The organism is Janthinobacterium sp. BHSEK (genome assembly GCF_056174685.1).
The window spans coordinates 66,205-83,405 of record NZ_JBWBYV010000029.1; the positions used below are offsets into that span (position 1 = coordinate 66,205).

Here is a 17,201-nt window from a genome sequence, read left to right on the forward strand (position 1 = left end):
TTGTTATCCGCGAATTACTCGGCGCCCATTTCTTTCAGCAGGTTGTCTGCGTGGTCGATGTGTTTCATGTTCCACAGCATGTAGCGCAGGTCGACCTGGATCGAACGGGTGTTGGCCTTGTTGTAGTCCCAGTCGGAAATGATCGAGTCCAGGGTGCCGTCGAATGCCAGGCCGATGAATTCGCCTTTCGCGTTCAGGGCAGCCGAACCGGAGTTGCCGCCGGTGATGTCCAGGGTGGCCAGGTAGTCGACCGGCACTGTTTTCAGCTTCGGATCGACAAATTTGCCGAAGTCCTTGGCTTTGATCGCGGCCAGCTGCTTCGCCGGTGCATTGAACTCGCCTTCGCCCGTGGCTTTGGCGGCGACGCCATTGACGGTGGTGAAGGCGGTCCAGGTGGTGCCGTCGGCGCCATGGTCACGGCCGGCAACACGGCCGAACGTCACGCGCAGGGTGCTGTTGGCGTCAGGATAGACGGCTTGGCCCTTGCTCTTCATGAAGGCGATCTTTGCTTTCATGTAGTTGGCGTAGGCTTGCTGGATCTTGCCGGCCAGTTCTTCCTCTTCCGCTTCGTTTTTCAGCGAATCCGGATACATGGCGACGGCGGCCTGGATGAAGCTGTCCTTGCTGGCCTGGAATTCGGCTGGCGTGCGTTTCAGCCAGGCTGCGCGCTCGGCCTTGTCGCCCAGCTTGCTGCCGGCATACAGTTTGTCCAGGGCGGCGGCCAGGTCGGCTTGCGACATGCCGTCCTTGATGCCGATGGCGGCGTCGAAGCTGGCGCGGCGCTGTGCGGCCGGTTGCGCGGCGTACTTGGTCAGGCTGTTCAGTACCAGCGCCTTGTCGACTTTTTCATCGTAGGTGCGCTCGACCGAGGTGATGCCCGCTTCCAGGCGTGGCAAGTCGCGCGTCTGGTAGCCGGACTTGCGTTCCGTATCGGCCTTGGTGCCTTCGTTCGACAGGCGGTACAGGCTGCGTGCCGTGTTCAGCAGGCGTGGCTGGGCGTAGCTGAGGAAGAAGTCGCGCTTGGTGTCGGCATCGCGTTCGGCGATCAGCTTTTCCACTTGCTCGATGTCGCCGGCAAATTCCGCCTTGCGAGCAGGATTGGCGTTGACCCAGGTTTTCAGGGCTTCGTGTTCCGTCGTCTTGCGCGCCAGGAAGTCGCTGCCGGCGTAGGAATCGAGCATGCCTTGGCGGTTCTTGTAGTAATTATTCACGCCAGCCACCTGACCCGCGTATTTCAGGGCAACGTCCTTGTTGTCCTTGGTTTCGCGCGCGATGATGGCTAGGGTTTCGCCCGACGCTTTCACGAAGGCCGGGTAGTTCCAGTCAAACGTGAACGCCACTTCCGATGGCAGGCGGTGACGGTTGGTGCGGCCTGGGTAGCCCAGCGCCATGACGAAATCGCCCTCCTTCAAGCCATCCTTGGCCAGTTTCAGCACGTGTTTTGGCTGGTACGGCACGTTGTCCTTGCTGAAGTCGGCAGCTTTGCCGTCTTTGCTGACATAGGCGCGGTAGAAACCGTAGTCGCCCGTGTGGCGCGGCCACATCCAGTTGTCGGTGTCGCCGCCGAATTTACCCACGCCCGCTGGAGGCGCGTGCACCAGGCGCACGTCGCGGATTTCCAGTTGCTTGATCAGGTAGAACTCCAGGCCGCCGTAGTAGCTCGACACGGTGCAGCGGAAGCCCGCTTCTTTTTCGCATTCGGCGACCAGTTTCTTCTGGTTTTTCTCGATCGCATCGATGCGGGCCTTGCCTTGCAGCTTGGCCACGTCGGCGCTGATGATCTTGTCGCTGACATTCGTCACGGCCGAGGTGACGAAGATGCGGCTGCCCGGGGCGGCCGGCAATTCTTCAGCGAACGTCTTGGCCAGGAAACCGTTGGCCAGCAAATCGCGCTCCTTGGTCGAATTGACCGCCACGCTGTTGTAGACGCAATGGTGGTTGGTGGCAACCAGGCCTTGCGGCGAGACGAACGACGCCGAGCAGCCGCCCAGGCTGACGATGGCGCCCATCGGGAATTCGGTCAGTTTGGTCAGGGTGGCCGGGTCCAGTTTCAGTCCGGCGGCTTTCAGTTCCTTGGCTACTTGTGGCAGCTGTTGGGGCATCCACATGCCTTCGTCGGCGTGTGCGAAGTTGCTCAGGATGGCGAGCGCGATGAGAGATTTTTTCATTCGAGTTCTGTTCTTTTACATTGTAGGGAAGTCGGAATCAGCGGCGTACCCGCTGATTATGCAGCGGGCGACATAGAGTATCCGTATCGGACTCGCACTAGTCAATCACATTTTCCTGGCAGCATATTCGCAAGTGCTTGCCTGAATGATATGTTTTGCGCTGGCAGAGGGGCTGGAAGCGGCTGGCAACCCGCATTTTCTCGTGCGGCGGTTGTGGTATTTGTCCATACGTGTCCTGGCGGCAATGAAAAATGGCCGGGCGCTTGCGCGGCCCGGCCACTTGCCATGCCCTGCTTTTTGCTTGCTTAGCGTATTTTGCCGCGGCGCAAAAGATTGACGATGCCCAGCAGGATCACGGCGCCCAGGAACGAAACGAGCAGCGAAGACAGGCTGAAATTGTCGCTATTGATGGTGCCCGTGCCGAACAGCGGCGCCAGCAGCCAGCCGCCCAGGAAGGCGCCGACGATGCCGACGACGATATTGAGGAAGATGCCCTGTTGCGCATCGGTTTTCATGACCATGCTGGCCAGCCAGCCGATGACGCCGCCAATAACGATCCAGATAATGAAATTCATGTAGTCCTCCGCGCGGTGGATAAGTGGGTGTGGCATGTCAGAACAACATCATGCCAATCGATAGTGATGCCGCACGATAGAAAAGTCCAGCGGATTCGCATGGCGCATGCAAAAGCCCGCCTGGCTGCGGGCAGCGAGGCGGGCTTATCATGCGGCAAGATCGTGTTTAGTCGGCCTTGATCGCTTCCACCTGGATGGCCAGCTTGACTTCCGGCGAGAACGCCGGCATGCCGTAGTTCAGGCCAAAGTCGCTGCGCTTGAATTCCGCCGTGGCATCGGCGCCGCACACCTCACGCTTGTAGCGCGGGTGCATGATGCACTTGAACTTGCTCACGTTCAACTTGACGGGCTTGGTCACGCCCAGCAGGGTCAGTTCGCCATCGACTTCCACCAGCTGCTCGCCGTTGAACTTGAGCGAGGTGCTCTTGTAGGTGATTTGCGGGAATTTCTCGACGTTGAACATGTCCGCTTTTTTCGCGTGCGTGTTCATGGCATCGAGGCCGAAGTCGATCGAATCGGCATCGATGACCAGATCCAGGCTGCCGCTCTTGGCGGCGCGGTCCAGGGTCACCGTCCCCTTGGTCTTGTTGAACTTGCCGCGCCACACGGACATGCCCATGTGATCGGCTTCAAAGCTTGGGAAAGTGTGCGTCGGGTCGAGATTGTAGGTGTCGGTAGCGGCCATGGCCGAACCCGCGCCGGCAGCTGCCAGCACGGCGATCATCAAGTGCGAAAATTTCATGCAGATCCTAAAGTTGAACAGGTTGTGGGGTTGTTTTTGGTAACGCCTGAAAAACGTTCAGGACAAGGCGCCTTGCCGAAGGCAGTACGAATAGTACGACGAGGCAAGAGCAACGCAGTCATGGACGTTTTCTCAGGTGTTATTGCGCGGCGACGTGGAATTTGATGGTGACCTCGTCGGCAACCATGCTCGTGTCTTTCCACTCGCCTTCGCCGATGTTGTAGGTCAGGCGCTTGATCGGCAGGGCGCCGTCGAACGCGTATTTGCCGCCATCAGCCTTCACCGTCAGGGGGAAGGTGACGTCGGTGGTCTTGCCTTTGATGCTCAGCTTGCCGCTTACCGTCAGCTTGCCCGCGCCGGCGGCCTTGATGCTGTTCGAGACAAAGGTGGCTTTCGGGAACTGGGCCGAATTGAACCATTCCTTCTTCGCCACTTCCTTGTTGTACTCGGGGTCGCCGATATCGATGCTGGCCGTCTCGATCTCCACCGACGCCTTCGAGGCGTCCGGCGCGGCCGGGTTGTAATCGATGGCGATATTGAATTTCTTGAACTTCGCTTCCACCGGCACATTCATTTGCTTGAACACGGCCGACACGCTGGTCTTGGCGGGATCGACTTTCAGCAGGGTGGCGGCGGTGGCGGCTACGGACAGGCCCAGCAGGGAAGCGAGGACGATGCGTTGGGTGGTTTTCATCTTGTTTTTTTCCTGTAGTTTCAGTGAGCAAGGGGAAGTCGATGTCAGGGCAGCATGCGCTTGAGGACGCCGTCGCGGTCGATGAACTGGTGCTTCAGGGCCGCCAGCACATGGGCGGCCACGGCGGCGGCCATCGTCATGTTCAGAACATAATGAATTTCTTTTAAAAGCGGCTTAAGTTCCGGATTCGGCGCCATGATGACGGGCAACTGGAACAGGCCCAGGTAGACCACTGGCACGCCGGCGGCCAGGGTGTACAGGTAGCCGGAGATGGGCACGGCGAAGATCAGGATGTACAGCAGCACATGCATGGCATCGGCCGCCTTCTTTTGCCAGGCAACCATGCTGGCCGGGTGCGGCGGCGGCACGTTGGCCTTGCGCCACAGCAGGCGGATGGCGGCGATGGCCAGCACGGTCACGCCCAGCCATTTATGCCAGGAGAAATATTTGAGTTTGGTGGGCGTCAGGCCGGGAATATCCGTCATGACCAGGCCCATGACGAAGGCGCTGATGATCAGCAGGGCGGTCAGCCAGTGCAGGATGATGGCGGTGGTGGTGTAGCGTTGCATCGGCGGCTTTCTTGAATGTAGTACGTGTTAGGACTAATTCGGCCTAATATACCAAAGAAAAGCAAATTGCGCTGCGTGCTGGAGATTCTACAAGAAAGAGTGCGGGAAAAACCGCGGGGCGGGCAGCATTTGTATGCTGGCCGCCCCGCGGGAGCGGGATCGGACGATCCCCATGTGGAAACGGCTTAGATGGCTTTGGCCAATTGCGCCGCGATGCCGATGTAGTTGCCCGGCGTCATGCTCAGCAGCACGTCCTTGGCATCCTGCGGAATGGCCAGGCCATTGACGAAGGTTTGCAGCGCCTCTTTCGAGATGCCCTTGCCGCGCGTCAGCTCTTTCAGCTGCTCGTACGGATTTTCGATGCCATAGCGGCGCATCACGGTTTGTACGGGCTCGGCCAGCACTTCCCAGGTCGCGTCCAGGTCTTGCGCCAGGCGCGCGTGGTTCACTTCCAGCTTGTTCAGGCCGCGCAGGCAGCTGTCATACGCCAGCAAGGTGTAGCCGAGGCCCACGCCGATGTTGCGCAGCACGGTCGAATCGGTCAAGTCGCGCTGCATGCGCGAGACGGGCAGTTTTTCCGACAGGTGCTTGAGCACGGCATTGGCCAGGCCCAGGTTGCCTTCCGAATTTTCGAAGTCGATCGGGTTGACCTTGTGCGGCATGGTCGACGAGCCGATTTCGCCCGCTTTCAGCTTTTGCTTGAAGTAGCCCAGCGAGACATACGTCCAGATGTCGCGGTTCAGGTCCAGCAGGATCGTGTTGGCGCGCGCGAAGGCGTCGAACAGCTCGGCCATGTAGTCGTGCGGTTCGATCTGGATCGTGTACGGGTTGAAGACCAGGCCCAGGCGCTGTTCGATGACGGCCTGCGAGAATGCGGGCCAGTCGAAGCCGGGGTAGGCCGACAGGTGGGCGTTGTAGTTGCCGACGGCGCCATTCATCTTGCCGAGGATTTCCACTTGTTCGATGCGTTTCACGGCGCGCTGCAAACGGGCCACGACGTTGGCGAATTCCTTGCCCAGGGTGGTCGGGCTGGCCGTCTGGCCGTGCGTGCGCGACAGCATCGGCACATCGGCGTTGTCGTGCGCGATCTGCGTCAGCTTGGCCACCAGGCCGTTCAATGCCGGCAGCATCACGCCGTCGCGCGCGGCCTTGAGCATCATGCCGTGCGAGGTGTTGTTGATGTCTTCCGAGGTGCAGGCGAAATGGATGAATTCCGACGCCGCCACCAGTTCCGGCACGTCCGCCACTTGTTCCTTCAGCCAGTATTCGACAGCCTTGACGTCATGGTTGGTGACCGCTTCGATGGCCTTGATGCGGGCCGCGTCGGCTTCCGAGAAGTCGGCCGCCATCTTGTCGAGCAGGGCGCTCGCTTCGGCCGAGAACGGCTTGATTTCGGCGAAACCGGCTTGCGACAGCGCTTGCAGCCAGGAGATTTCCACTTTCACGCGGTGGTGCATGAAACCGGCTTCGGACAGGATCGGGCGCAGCAGATCGGTCTTGCTGGCGTAGCGGCCATCGAGCGGAGACAGGGCCGACAGCGTGGAATACGGAGTAGTAGAAGTCATGAGAGCGGACGCAAGTTAAAGAAACGGTTGGCGTGTGGCGCGCGGGGAGGGCAGGGCTATTGCAATACAGCAACACTGACGGCGCCACAGTAAAGGGCGATTTTACCACCGCTGGGGGCCTGCCAGCCGTCCGTCGGCTGCCGGCGCCTCCCATTTTGGCCGAATCCGCCCCCGATGCGGCATGCCTGCCACACTGGGCGGTGCGCCGGGTGCGTGCCGCCAAAAAGGCGGCTGCCGCCGATGCTATACTGAGCGCTGCTCCTTACCTTAAAGTACCTATGAAACTGATCGGCTCCCTTGCCAGCCCGTATGTCCGCAAAGCCCGTATCGTGCTGGCGGAAAAAAAGCTCGACTATGTCTTTGAGCTGGAAAACGTGTGGGTGCCGGAAACCCGCATCGCCCAGGCCAACCCGCTGGGCAAGGTGCCCTGCCTGGTGATGGAAGATGGCAGCGCGCTCATCGATTCGCGCGTCATCGTCGAATACCTCGACACGCTCACGCCCGTCTGTAAATTGTTGCCGGCCGGCGGCAATGGCCGCGAGCGGGCCGATATCAAGAACTGGGAAGCGCTGGCCGACGGCATCCTCGACGCGGGCGTGCTGGTGCGCCTGGAGCGCACGCAGCGCCCGCCCGAGCAGCAAAGCGCCGCCTGGATCGCGCGCCAGCTGGACAAGGTCACGCTGGGCCTGGCCGCGCTCGAGGCGCGCCTGGGCGAGAGCGCGTATTGCGCCGGCAAGAACTACACCCTGGCCGATGTGGCCGTGGGCTGTACCCTGGGCTGGCTCAGCTTCCGCTTCCCGGAAATCGACTGGCGCGCGGAGCACCCGGCGCTGGCGCGCCTGTTCGACAAACTGTCCGAACGGCCATCGTTCAAGGACACCGTGCCGCAGTGAGCGCACGATGACCGGTTCCGACTCGAAGGCGCAGCAGCGCCTGCAGATGGCCGATATCGCGCGCCTGGCCGGTGTGTCCACGTCGACCGTGTCGCGCGCGCTGAGCGGCAGTTCGCTGGTCAATGAAGAGACGCGCGCGCGCGTCATCGCGCTGGCCCGTTCGCTCAAGTATTCCATCAATATCGGCGCGCAAAACCTGCGCCTGAAACAGAACCGCACGGTGGGCGTGGTGGTGCCGTATGACGCGGCCACGCGCCAGCACCTGTCCGATCCTTTCTTTCTGAGCATGCTGGGCAGCCTGGCCGATGCGCTGACGGAGCAGGGCTTCGACATGCTCATTTCACGCGTCGATGCCGAAACGCTCGATGCGGCGGCCCAGTCCTTCGACAGCGGCCGCGTGATCGGCATCATCCTGATCGGCCAGTGGCGCCACCATGAACAACTGAACCAGCTGGCTGCGCGCCAGGTGCCCATCGTCGTGTGGGGCGCGCAATTGCCGCAGCAGCTGTATTGCACCGTCGGCGGCGATAACGTCGCGGGCGGCAGGCTGGCCACGGAACACTTGCTGGCGGCGGGGCGCCGGCGCATCGCCTTCTTTGGCGACGCCAAGCTGCCCGAAGTGGCGCAGCGCCACCAGGGTTATGCGCAGGCGCTCGCCGCGCAGGGACTGGCACCCGACCCGCAACTGTACGTGGCCGGTTCCTTCCTGCCGCAGGGCGGCGCGACGGACGTGCAGGAACTGCTGGACCGCCAATTGCCGTTCGACGCCATCTTTGCCTGCAGCGACTTGCTGGCCATGAGCGCCATCAACGCCATGCGCGCGCGCGGCGTGGCCGTGCCGGAACAGGTGGCCGTGGTCGGCTACGACGATATCGAACTGGCCGCGTATTTCCATCCGCCGCTGACCACCGTGCGCCAGCCGATCCGTACTGCCGGACGCGCGCTGGTGGCTTCGCTGCTGGCGCTGGTCGACGGCGCGCCTGCGCCATCCCGGCAATTGCCAACCGAGCTGATCGTACGCGCCTCGGGCCGCTGAAGCGTGCCGCAAGTGATTGCAACCGATTGCAATAATTTCTAATTTCCTCTTTTATTTTCATGCTGCGCCGCAGCATGAAAACCGCTGCATTCACGTCAAATCCCGCTAGATTTCCTCTGTGTCGCCCGTAGTTTTCTCTTAAAAACAACAACATTTCCATGTTGCAGCGCTCGATTGCAATCGATTGCAATAAATTCTTATTCGTTGAATAATGACGTACCGGCCCAGGCAGCGCGCCACGGCATGCGGCAGCCAGGACTCATAACAAGCCGATACCTCGACGTATCGGCATACAACACTGGAGACAAGATGAAGACACGTACTGCTCAACGCGGCTGCATGGCCGCCGCCGTCGCCCTGGCCATGCTGCAATTGGGCGCAGCCCAGGCGCAATCGGCCGGCGACACCGCCAGCGCCGCCCCTGCCGATGGCCTGAACCTGGAACGCATCGTGGTCACGGGCACCACCGGCGGCACGTCCAAAATGAAATCGAGCAATTCCGTCAGCAGCATGGAGCTCGATACCATCCTGCACAATGCGCCGACCAGCGCCGCCGAAGTCCTGCGCTCGGTGCCGGGCTTGCGGGCAGAGTCTTCGGGTGGCGAAGGCAATGCCAACATCACCGTGCGCGGCCTGCCCATTTCCGCCGGCGGCGCGCGCTATGTGCAGATCCAGGAAGACGGCTTGCCCGTGCTGCAGTTCGGCGACTTCAACTTCACCACGCCCGACAGCTTCGTCAAGATCGATTCCACGCTCGACCACCTGGAAGTGGTGCGCGGCGGTTCGGCTTCCACCCTGGCCACCAATTCGCCGGGCGGCATCATCAATTTCATCAGCAAGAACGGCAAGGAGAAGGGCGGCAGCGTGGCCATCAGCCGCGGCCTGGGCTACGACCAGACGAGGGTCGACTTCGACTATGGCGCGCCGGTGTCGGAGCGCACGCGCTTCTTCATCGGCGGCTCCTGGCGCACGGGAGAAGGCATCCGCCACAGTGGCGTCAACAGCGAAAAGGGCGGTCAGATCCGCGGCAATGTCACGCATGAATTCGACAGCGGTTTCGTGCGCCTGTCGTTCAAGCACCTCGACGACCAGTCGCCCACGGCCCTGCCGGTGCCGGTCAGCGTGCGCGCTGGCCGCATCGGGGAAATCGCCGGCATCGACCCGCGCAAGGCCAGCTTCTATTCGCCGTACTGGGTGCCCGACATGGTGCTGAACAAGGATAACCAGCGCGTGGCCACCCGCGTCAACGACGGCTTGCACGTCAAAAGCGATACCGTGGGCCTGGAGGCATCGTTCAAGCTGGGGCAGGGCTGGAGCGTGAGCGAAAACTTCCGCTACGCCGACAATTCGGGGCGCTTCACCGGCGTGTTCCCGTCGAATAACGGCAGCGACGGCAGCTATGTGTTTGCCAGCGGCCCGAATCGGGGCAAGCCCTACATCGGCCGCGCGTTTTCCGCCGTGGTGTTCAACACGTCCATCGACGACGCCAGCAATACCCTGAGCGACACCAAGCTGGCCAGGACGTTCGTGCTCGACAGCGGCAAGCTGACCACCACGGCCGGCCTGTACCTGTCGCAGCAAAAGCTGGGCCTGACCTGGAACTTCAATGAATACCTGATGCAGGCCACGGGCGACCAGCCGGCGCTGCTGCAAACGGCCAGCGGCACGCCCGGCTACATCGGCCCGGCCTTCGGCGCCTGCTGCTCGCGCGCCGTCGACATGGAATACCGCACGACCTCGCCCTACCTGAACCTGGCCTGGGAAAGCGGCGCGCTGAACCTCGACGGCGGCCTGCGGCGCGACCGCCAGCATGCCAGCGGCACGGCCAATATCGCCACCGGCGCGCAAGCGTACCTGCCGTCGACGGTGCAGCAGGTCGACTACACCCTGGGCCACACGTCGTACTCGCTGGGCGCGAACTACAAGCTGCAAGCCAGCCTGGCCGTGTTTGCCCGCGTCAGCGAAGGCGTGGCCTTCAATGCTGACCGCATCCTGTTCGGCACGCCGCTCGATGGCAGCGTGCCGGTCGCCATCAACACCGTGCGCCAGCTCGAAGGTGGCGTGAAATGGCGTCAGGGTCCCCTGAGCACCTTCGTCACCGTGTTCCAGGCCAAGACGAGGGAAAGCAATTACGAAGCGACCACCCAGCTGCGCACGGCCAACAGCTATGAAGCGAAGGGCGTGGAACTGGAAGCGGCCTACAGCGCCGGCGACTTCCGCATCAACGGCGGATTGACGTTCACGGATGCCGAGATCACGGGCACGGCGGCGGCCGACGTGGCGCTGATCGGCAATATGCCGCGGCGCCAGGCGCGCGTCGTGTACCAGATCGCGCCCACCTATGAATGGGGAGCCGCCACCCTGGGCGCCAGCCTGGTCGGCACGGGCAAGTCGTGGGGCGACGATGCGCACACGATCACCTTGCCCGCCTACCAGGTGCTCAACGCCTTCGTCAATTACCAGCTCACGCCGCACATGCAGGTGGCGCTGACGGCGAATAATCTGCTCAACAAGATCGGCTATACGGAAGTCGAGGGCGATGGCCATGCGGCCCGCTCGATCACGGGGCGCGCCGTCAAGGTCAGCCTGAAATACGCATTTTAAGCAAGGATAGGATTCATGATGTCGATACGCAGCCCCCTGGCGCGCCTGCTCGCGCCGCTCCCTACGCACTTGCGCGCCGATGCGGCGCGCCGCTATGCGCGCCAGGAGGCGGTCTTGCTCGACCGTCTGGGCAGCCTGTATGGCCAGCGGCCTGATTTCCTGCCCTGGCTGGGCGACCTGATGGAAAGCGTGGGGCGGCTGTATGCGGCGCGCGCGCCGGCGCTGCTGCGCCAGGATGCGCAGCGCGAAGAACAGCCGGACTGGTTTGCCAGCCAGTCCATGCTGGGCTACAGCGCCTACGTGCAGCGCTTCGGCGGCAATCTGCAGGGCGTGGCGGCGCGCATTGCCCATCTGCGCGAACTGGGCGTGACCTATCTGCACCTGCTGCCGTTCTTGCGTGCGCGGGCCGGCGAAAGCGATGGTGGTTTTGCCGTCGCCAGCTTCGAGGAAGTCGATCCCGCCCTGGGCAGCAATGCCGACTTGCTGGCGCTGACGGCGCAGCTGCGCGCGGCCGGCATCAGCCTGTGCTCGGACCTGATCCTCAATCACGTGGCCGACGACCATGCGTGGGCGCTGGGCGCCAAGGCGGGCGACCCGCTGCTGCGCGATTTTTTCCACACCTATCCGGACCGCGTGCAGCCGGACCGCTACGAGGGCACCGTGGGCCAGGTCTTTCCGCAGGCGGCGCCCGGTAATTTCACGTTCGTGCCGGAGCTGCAGCGCTGGGTCTGGACCACGTTCTATCCCTACCAGTGGGATTTGAACTACGCCAATCCAGCCGTCTTCGCGGCCATGGCCGGCGCCATGCTGGGCCTGGCCAACAAGGGAATCGAAGTGTTCCGCCTCGATTCGACGGCCTTCCTGTGGAAGCGCGACGGCACGGACTGCATGAATCAGCCCGAAGCCCACAGCCTGCTGCAAGCCCTGCGGGCGATTGCCGCCATCGTCGCGCCGGGCGTGCTGCTCAAGGCCGAAGCCATCGTGCCCACGCCCAAGCTGCCCGCCTACTTTGGCAGCAATACGGCGCCCGAGTGCCATATCGCCTATCACAGCAGCCTGATGGCCGCTGGCTGGGGCGCGCTGGCGGAGGAAAGCACGGACTTGCTGCAGCAGGTGATCGCCGCCACGCCGCCGCTGCCGCCGGCCGCAAGCTGGCTCAGTTATGTGCGCTGTCACGACGACATCGGCTGGAACGTGCTGCTCAATGAGGCGGGCGCGAACGGGCCGGCGCGCCTGGCGCGCATCGCGCAGTTCTTTGCCGGCGCCACCGGCAGCTATGCGCGCGGCGCCGCCTTCCAGAGCAGCAGTGCCGACAAGGCGCATGGCAGCAACGGCATGGCCGCCTCGCTGGCCGGCCTGGAAAGCGCCGTCACGGTGCAGGAGCAGGAATACGCGTTGCGCCGCCTGCTGCTGCTGCATGGCCTGGCATTGAGCTTTGGCGCCTTGCCCGTGTTGTACATGGGCGATGAACTGGGCATGACCAACGATCACAGCTACACGCAGCGTGCCGACCGGGCGATGGACAGCCGCTGGCTGCAGCGCCCCGCGTTCGACGACAGCCTGCTGGCATGGCGCCACGATGGCGTGAGCGCCAGCGGCCGGCTGTACCTGGCGCTGCGCCAGCTGATCGACGTGCGCGGGCGCTTGCCGGCACTGGCCGCCGCCGCGCCGCGCAGCGTGATGCAGGCCGATGCGCCGGCCGTGCTGGCGCTGCTGCGCGGCGACGGATTTCTCAACCTGAGCAACTTCAGCGGCGCCAGCCAGCGTTTCACTTTGCCCGCGGGCGAATGGCGCAACAGCCTCGATGGCAGCGTGCTGGCCGGCACGGTAGGCCTGCAGCCATGGCATATGCTGTGGCTGGAGCGGGAGCAAGATCGGGAGCCAGCATGAGCAACGCCAGCGCGCACCGTCCGCATCTGTCGTTTTGGCAGATCGTCAACATGAACGTCGGATTTTTCGGCATCCAGTTCAGTTTTGGGCTGCAGCAAAGCAGCATGAGCCCCATCTATAAATACCTGGGCGCCGATGAGGCGAGCCTGCCGTACCTGTGGCTTGCCGGTCCCATGACGGGGCTGCTCGTGCAACCGCTGATCGGCGCGATGAGCGACCGCACGGTGACGCGCTGGGGCCGCCGCACGCCCTATTTTCTGATCGGCGCCATCCTGTGCAGCCTGGGCCTGCTGGCCATGCCGTTCAGTCCCACCCTGTGGATGGCCGCCAGCCTGCTGTGGATACTCGACGCGGCCAACAATGTGACGATGGAGCCGTACCGCGCCTTTGTCAGCGATAAGCTCGACAAGAAGCAGCACTCGCTGGGTTTTCTCACGCAAAGCGCGTTTACGGGGCTGGGGCAAACGCTGGCCTACCTGACGCCGTCGCTGCTGGTCATGCTGGGCATGAACAAGGATGCCGTCAATGGCAGCCATATCCCGCACATCGTCATCGCCGCCTTCCTGATCGGCGCCGTGTTCTCGCTCGCTTCGGTGCTGTGGACCCTGAAGACGACGCCGGAAAATCCGCTCACGGCGGCCGAGCTGGCGGCCATCCGCAGCCGCCCGCCGGGCTGGCGGCATACGCTGGCCGATATCGGCGCGGCCCTGCGCGATATGCCGCCGACGATGAAGCAGCTGGCCCTCGTCAACCTGTTCCAGTGGTACGCCCTGTTCTGCTACTGGCAGTACATCGCGCTGTCGCTGGCGGCGACCCTGTTTCACACGACGGATCCCGCGTCGCAAGGTTTTCGCGACGCGGGCCTGCTGAACGGGCAGGTGGGCGCGTTCTATAATTTCGTCGCTTTTGTCGCCGCCTTTGCGCTGGTGCCGTTCACGCGCCGCTTCGGCCCCAAGCGCATGCACAGCCTGTGCCTGTGCGCGGCCGGCGTGGGCATGCTGAGCATCCCGCTGATCCACAGTCCGGCGTTGCTGTTGCTGCCCATGCTGGGCGTGGGCCTGGCCTGGGCCAGCATCATGGGCAATCCCTACATCATGCTGGCCGGCTGCATTCCGCCCGAGCGCACGGGCGTCTACATGGGCATTTTCAATATGTTCATCGTCATCCCGATGATCATCCAGATCTTCACCCTGCCCCTGTATTACCGCAGCTGGCTGGGTGGCAATCCGGAGAACGTCATCCGGCTGGCCGGCGCCCTGCTGCTGTGCGCGGCGGTGGCGGTGCTGTTCGTCAAGCTGCGCCCGTCGCAGGCCACAAAGACTTGAGGACGGACGAAAAAAAACCGGCACTGCCGGTTTTTTTTTTGATGCTGCGAAAAAGATTACTCTTCAATCGCCATCTGACTTTGCAGGTAGTTCTGGATGCCGACCTTGGCGATCAGGTCGATCTGCGTTTCGAGCCAGTCGATATGCTCTTCCGTGTCTTCCAGGATCATCAGGAACAGGTCGCGCGAGACGTAGTCGCCCGCTTTTTCGCTGATGGCGATGCCTTCCTTGACGGTGGCGTGCGCGGCGCGTTCCAGCTTCAGGTCGCATTCCAGCATTTCCGGCGTGTTCTCGCCGATCAGCAGCTTGTGCAGCGCTTGCAGGTTAGGCAGGCCGTCGAGCATCAGGATGCGGTCGATCAGCTTGTCGGCGTGTTTCATTTCGCCGATCGATTCTTCATATTCCTTCTTGCCCAGCTTTTCCAGGCCCCAGTGCTTGTACATGCGCGCATGCAGGAAGTACTGGTTGATGGCCGACAGTTCGTTGGTGAGCTGTGCATTGAGCATGCGGATGACTTCTTTATCGCCCTTCATGGCATTTCCTTTGTTCTGTGTCGCGTTCGATGATGAAACCGCAGGCTGCTGGCGTTCACGGCCGGGTGGCGCAGGGCTGCCTGGTGGCGCGCAGGTTGCCGGTTTCGCTATGCCCGCATGATAGCGCAAAATATGGGTGGTTTTCGGTGTGAAACGGCATTTTTCCGTCTTTTTAACGTAAATATCGTGCGAATAAAACCCATTCTCAAGTGGATTGCCCGCTTGCGCCGTTTTTTATTTGTTAAGGAAAATGAAGGCCATTCTCATTCGCGTTTCTGGCCCGCTTTTGGCGCCGCCGGATCGCGTGCATGACCGCGCTGAACAGGCGGGAAATGTTGGGCCATTCTTGCTTTTGTGGCTTCTTGGCCGCTGCCGGCGATGCGATAATCAGGCAGCGTTATTTACTGAAAAAAGGATAGCAAGATGATGCTGCATATACCCGGCGTGCTGACGCCGGAACAGGTGACGCACTTCCGCCAGCGCCTGGCGCAGACGGACTGGGTCGACGGGCGCGCCAGCGTCGGGGCGCAAGGGGCGCAAGTCAAGCGCAACCGCCAGCTGGCCGAAGGTTCGCCGCTGGCGCTGGAGCTGGGCGAGATCGTCAGCCGCGCGCTGATGGCCCATCCCCTGTTCTTTGCGGCCGTGCTGCCGCTGCGCATCCTGCCGCCCTTCTTCAACAGCTATGCGGGCGGCGAGCACTATGGCCTGCATATCGATGGCGCCATCCGCACGCCGAAAAACGGAATGCAGTCGATGCGCGCCGACGTCTCGTCGACCGTGTTCCTGAGCGAGCCGGACGAGTACGAGGGCGGCGAGCTGGTGGTGGTCGATTCCTACGGCACGCACGAAGTGAAACTGCCGGCCGGCGATGTAATCGTGTATCCGTCGAGCAGCGTGCATCAGGTGCTGCCCGTCACCAGCGGCGAGCGCATCTGCTCCTTCCTGTGGACGCAAAGCATGGTGCGCGAGGACTGGAAGCGCAGCATGCTGTTCGAGCTCGATCAAAACATCCAGAGCGTGCGCGCAGAGCATGGCGATTCGCCGGCCACCGTGGGACTGACGGGGCATTATCATAATTTGCTGCGCATGTGGGCGGAGATGTAATCGTGGTGATGTCGGATTACGCGCGGCCTTTGGCCTCGCTAATCCGACCTACGATACTGCGTGATGCACCGGCAAAAAAAAAGTCTGCCTGGCCCGGGGATGTAGGCTGGCAGACTGAAACAAGCAAATCGCTTGACTAAAAACGGGCGCAAAAAAGCAAGCAGGGCACAGGGTGCGGTGCTTGCGGGCTGGCAGCGGCCCTAGGGCCGCAGGAAGGCTAGCTCAGCTGGAAGGTCAGGGGGACAAGCACGTACACGGGCACGGGCTTGCCGTTTTCGATCATGGGCTTGAACAGCGCGCGCTGCGCGGCCTGGCGGCCCGCTTCGTCGAGATTCGTGTAGCCGGTCGATTTCTGGATCAGGATTTGCTCGGGCAAGCCCTTTTCATTGATCAGGATGCGCAACACCACGGTGCCGCTTTCGCCCAGGCGGCGCGACAGATTCGGGTAGATCAGCTGCGGCGCCTTGATGTATTCGACGCTGCTGACGGTGCGCGGCGTCGCTGGCGCCGGTGGCGTCGGCGCCGGTGCCGCTGGCGCCGTCGGCGCGGCGGTGGTGACCGGTGCCGCTTCGGCGCGCGTCGGCTGCGGCGGCGTGATCGTCGGTTCGGTGGGCGCCACGGCGATCAGCGGCAGCGGCGGGATCACGGCGCGCGGTACGGGTGCGCTCAGTTCCACGGTTTTCGGTACGGACGGCGCCGGCGGTTTCGGTGGTGCCGGCGGGGCGATGATGCTGATGGTCGTGATGGTCGGCATGGCCGCCGTGACGACGCGGCTCAGCAGGCCGCTCTGGATGGCGTAGAAGCCGGCGATATGCAGGACGACGATGGCCATCAGCGGCGCGAATTTGTTGCGCTTCTTGTCGAAGTCGGCAAATTGCTGCACGGCCTGCACCGTTACGGGCGGGGGCATCATCGTCATGGCGTTCATCGCTTTCTTTAGTTTGTCAGTACAGCTCGCATCAATACGGTTTCTTGCAGCGCCACGGTGGCGGTCAGGTGATCGTTCAGCACTTCCCGCGCGCAGGTGTGGCATTTGCCGCAGCAGGTGGCCACGCCCAGGTCGCGGCGCAGTTCGGCCATGCTGGACAGGCCAAGATCGACGGCTTGACGGATTTCACGATCAGATATGTTGTTGCAGACACATACAATCATTGATACACCTTCTGGCTGGAGGATGAACAGACACTAGTACCGTGAAGCATTGTTGCTAGTGTTTTAATGAGAATCATTATCATTACGTTTCATTGTCGCGCAAAGTGCGGGACAATGCAAGCGATTTTGATCAAGTGTGCGGCAGTTGGCGGGCTGGCCCGGCAGCTTGCCATGCGCTTTGCGCGCATGGCGCAGCCCTTGATGGGGGCGGCTCTCCGGGCTAAATAAAAACAATTCGCATTCATGTTTATAATGCTGGTATTGTCTCGGACGGTCGCCGTCCGGACACATTGAAAGGCCGCTTGTCGGTAATGCGCAACAGTTGCGTTTTACCTCACAACATCAGGACAT

The 17,201-nt window shown here is 62.3% G+C and carries 15 protein-coding genes; 6 read left to right on the top strand and 9 right to left on the bottom strand.

Annotated elements, in window-relative coordinates; all coding sequences use genetic code 11:
* Positions 1 to 14: 14 nt before the first annotated feature.
* From AC0V2Y_RS11145 to purB, 6 genes are all read right to left on the bottom strand, one after another.
* Entirely contained in the window at positions 15 to 2,168 is a 2,154-nt protein-coding gene (locus AC0V2Y_RS11145) for a S46 family peptidase (protein WP_475414167.1), read from the bottom strand.
* Positions 2,169 to 2,473: 305 nt separating this feature from the next.
* Positions 2,474 to 2,743 (bottom strand): GlsB/YeaQ/YmgE family stress response membrane protein, encoded by a 270-nt coding sequence (locus tag AC0V2Y_RS11150; protein ID WP_071075198.1) that lies wholly within the window; start codon positions 2,741 to 2,743, stop codon positions 2,474 to 2,476.
* 166 nt (positions 2,744 to 2,909) lie between these two features.
* Positions 2,910 to 3,485 (bottom strand): YceI family protein, encoded by a 576-nt coding sequence (locus AC0V2Y_RS11155; protein ID WP_436500184.1) that lies wholly within the window; start codon positions 3,483 to 3,485, stop codon positions 2,910 to 2,912.
* Positions 3,486 to 3,624: 139 nt separating this feature from the next.
* Positions 3,625 to 4,179, bottom strand: coding sequence for a YceI family protein (locus AC0V2Y_RS11160; RefSeq protein ID WP_475414166.1), 555 nt, complete (start codon positions 4,177 to 4,179; stop codon positions 3,625 to 3,627).
* A gap of 44 nt (positions 4,180 to 4,223) precedes the next feature.
* Positions 4,224 to 4,748, bottom strand: coding sequence for a cytochrome b (locus AC0V2Y_RS11165; protein ID WP_070311507.1), 525 nt, complete (start codon positions 4,746 to 4,748; stop codon positions 4,224 to 4,226).
* 185 nt (positions 4,749 to 4,933) lie between these two features.
* The gene (gene purB / locus AC0V2Y_RS11170) at positions 4,934 to 6,313 is read right to left on the bottom strand and encodes an adenylosuccinate lyase (RefSeq protein WP_475414165.1); all 1,380 of its coding nucleotides are present in this window, start codon (positions 6,311 to 6,313) and stop codon (positions 4,934 to 4,936) included.
* Positions 6,314 to 6,591: 278 nt separating this feature from the next.
* Here purB and AC0V2Y_RS11175 point away from each other — a divergent pair, with 278 nt between their 5' ends.
* The 5 genes from AC0V2Y_RS11175 to AC0V2Y_RS11195 all read left to right on the top strand — a co-directional run bounded on the left by AC0V2Y_RS11175 (position 6,592) and on the right by AC0V2Y_RS11195 (position 14,061).
* On the top strand, positions 6,592 to 7,206 hold the full coding sequence (locus AC0V2Y_RS11175; protein WP_475414164.1) for a glutathione S-transferase N-terminal domain-containing protein: 615 nt from the start codon (positions 6,592 to 6,594) through the stop codon (positions 7,204 to 7,206).
* Positions 7,207 to 7,213: 7 nt separating this feature from the next.
* Positions 7,214 to 8,242 (top strand): LacI family DNA-binding transcriptional regulator, encoded by a 1,029-nt coding sequence (locus AC0V2Y_RS11180; protein ID WP_475414163.1) that lies wholly within the window; start codon positions 7,214 to 7,216, stop codon positions 8,240 to 8,242.
* A 309-nt stretch (positions 8,243 to 8,551) separates the two neighbouring features.
* A complete protein-coding gene (locus AC0V2Y_RS11185; RefSeq protein WP_475414162.1) occupies positions 8,552 to 10,846 on the top strand; it encodes a TonB-dependent receptor in 2,295 nt (764 codons plus the stop codon).
* A gap of 15 nt (positions 10,847 to 10,861) precedes the next feature.
* Positions 10,862 to 12,736: an alpha-amylase family glycosyl hydrolase gene (locus AC0V2Y_RS11190; protein WP_475414161.1), complete on the top strand. Its 1,875-nt coding sequence runs from the start codon at positions 10,862 to 10,864 to the stop codon at positions 12,734 to 12,736.
* On the top strand, positions 12,733 to 14,061 hold the full coding sequence (locus tag AC0V2Y_RS11195; RefSeq protein WP_475414160.1) for an MFS transporter: 1,329 nt from the start codon (positions 12,733 to 12,735) through the stop codon (positions 14,059 to 14,061). The genes AC0V2Y_RS11190 and AC0V2Y_RS11195 overlap by 4 nt, the downstream gene beginning before the upstream one ends.
* A gap of 56 nt (positions 14,062 to 14,117) precedes the next feature.
* Here the strand turns inward: AC0V2Y_RS11195 and bfr are convergent, their stop codons facing one another.
* Complete coding sequence (bfr, locus tag AC0V2Y_RS11200) at positions 14,118 to 14,594, bottom strand: bacterioferritin (protein WP_034745609.1); 477 nt, start codon at positions 14,592 to 14,594, stop codon at positions 14,118 to 14,120.
* A gap of 423 nt (positions 14,595 to 15,017) precedes the next feature.
* Here bfr and AC0V2Y_RS11205 point away from each other — a divergent pair, with 423 nt between their 5' ends.
* Positions 15,018 to 15,698, top strand: coding sequence for a Fe2+-dependent dioxygenase (locus tag AC0V2Y_RS11205; protein ID WP_475414159.1), 681 nt, complete (start codon positions 15,018 to 15,020; stop codon positions 15,696 to 15,698).
* A gap of 217 nt (positions 15,699 to 15,915) precedes the next feature.
* On the opposite strand, the gene AC0V2Y_RS11210 is transcribed toward AC0V2Y_RS11205, so the two are convergent.
* The gene (locus AC0V2Y_RS11210) at positions 15,916 to 16,617 is read right to left on the bottom strand and encodes an energy transducer TonB (RefSeq protein WP_475414158.1); all 702 of its coding nucleotides are present in this window, start codon (positions 16,615 to 16,617) and stop codon (positions 15,916 to 15,918) included.
* A 17-nt stretch (positions 16,618 to 16,634) separates the two neighbouring features.
* On the bottom strand, positions 16,635 to 16,850 hold the full coding sequence (locus tag AC0V2Y_RS11215; protein WP_152250664.1) for a (2Fe-2S)-binding protein: 216 nt from the start codon (positions 16,848 to 16,850) through the stop codon (positions 16,635 to 16,637).
* Between the last annotated feature and the right edge of the window lie 351 nt (positions 16,851 to 17,201).

Excerpts from the sequence above, each read along its gene's own strand:
- purB (WP_475414165.1), bottom strand. The coding sequence starts at position 6,313 with ATGACTTCTACTACTCCGTATTCCACGCTGTCGGCCCTGTCTCCGCTC.
- AC0V2Y_RS11165 (WP_070311507.1), bottom strand. The coding sequence starts at position 4,748 with ATGCAACGCTACACCACCACCGCCATCATCCTGCACTGGCTGACCGCC.
- AC0V2Y_RS11215 (WP_152250664.1), bottom strand. The coding sequence starts at position 16,850 with ATGATTGTATGTGTCTGCAACAACATATCTGATCGTGAAATCCGTCAA.
- AC0V2Y_RS11180 (WP_475414163.1), top strand. The coding sequence starts at position 7,214 with ATGACCGGTTCCGACTCGAAGGCGCAGCAGCGCCTGCAGATGGCCGAT.
- AC0V2Y_RS11185 (WP_475414162.1), top strand. The coding sequence starts at position 8,552 with ATGAAGACACGTACTGCTCAACGCGGCTGCATGGCCGCCGCCGTCGCC.
- AC0V2Y_RS11150 (WP_071075198.1), bottom strand. The coding sequence starts at position 2,743 with ATGAATTTCATTATCTGGATCGTTATTGGCGGCGTCATCGGCTGGCTG.
- AC0V2Y_RS11210 (WP_475414158.1), bottom strand. The coding sequence starts at position 16,617 with ATGACGATGATGCCCCCGCCCGTAACGGTGCAGGCCGTGCAGCAATTT.
- AC0V2Y_RS11145 (WP_475414167.1), bottom strand. The coding sequence starts at position 2,168 with ATGAAAAAATCTCTCATCGCGCTCGCCATCCTGAGCAACTTCGCACAC.
- bfr (WP_034745609.1), bottom strand. The coding sequence starts at position 14,594 with ATGAAGGGCGATAAAGAAGTCATCCGCATGCTCAATGCACAGCTCACC.
- AC0V2Y_RS11190 (WP_475414161.1), top strand. The coding sequence starts at position 10,862 with ATGATGTCGATACGCAGCCCCCTGGCGCGCCTGCTCGCGCCGCTCCCT.
- AC0V2Y_RS11175 (WP_475414164.1), top strand. The coding sequence starts at position 6,592 with ATGAAACTGATCGGCTCCCTTGCCAGCCCGTATGTCCGCAAAGCCCGT.
- AC0V2Y_RS11160 (WP_475414166.1), bottom strand. The coding sequence starts at position 4,179 with ATGAAAACCACCCAACGCATCGTCCTCGCTTCCCTGCTGGGCCTGTCC.
- AC0V2Y_RS11205 (WP_475414159.1), top strand. The coding sequence starts at position 15,018 with ATGATGCTGCATATACCCGGCGTGCTGACGCCGGAACAGGTGACGCAC.
- AC0V2Y_RS11195 (WP_475414160.1), top strand. The coding sequence starts at position 12,733 with ATGAGCAACGCCAGCGCGCACCGTCCGCATCTGTCGTTTTGGCAGATC.
- AC0V2Y_RS11155 (WP_436500184.1), bottom strand. The coding sequence starts at position 3,485 with ATGAAATTTTCGCACTTGATGATCGCCGTGCTGGCAGCTGCCGGCGCG.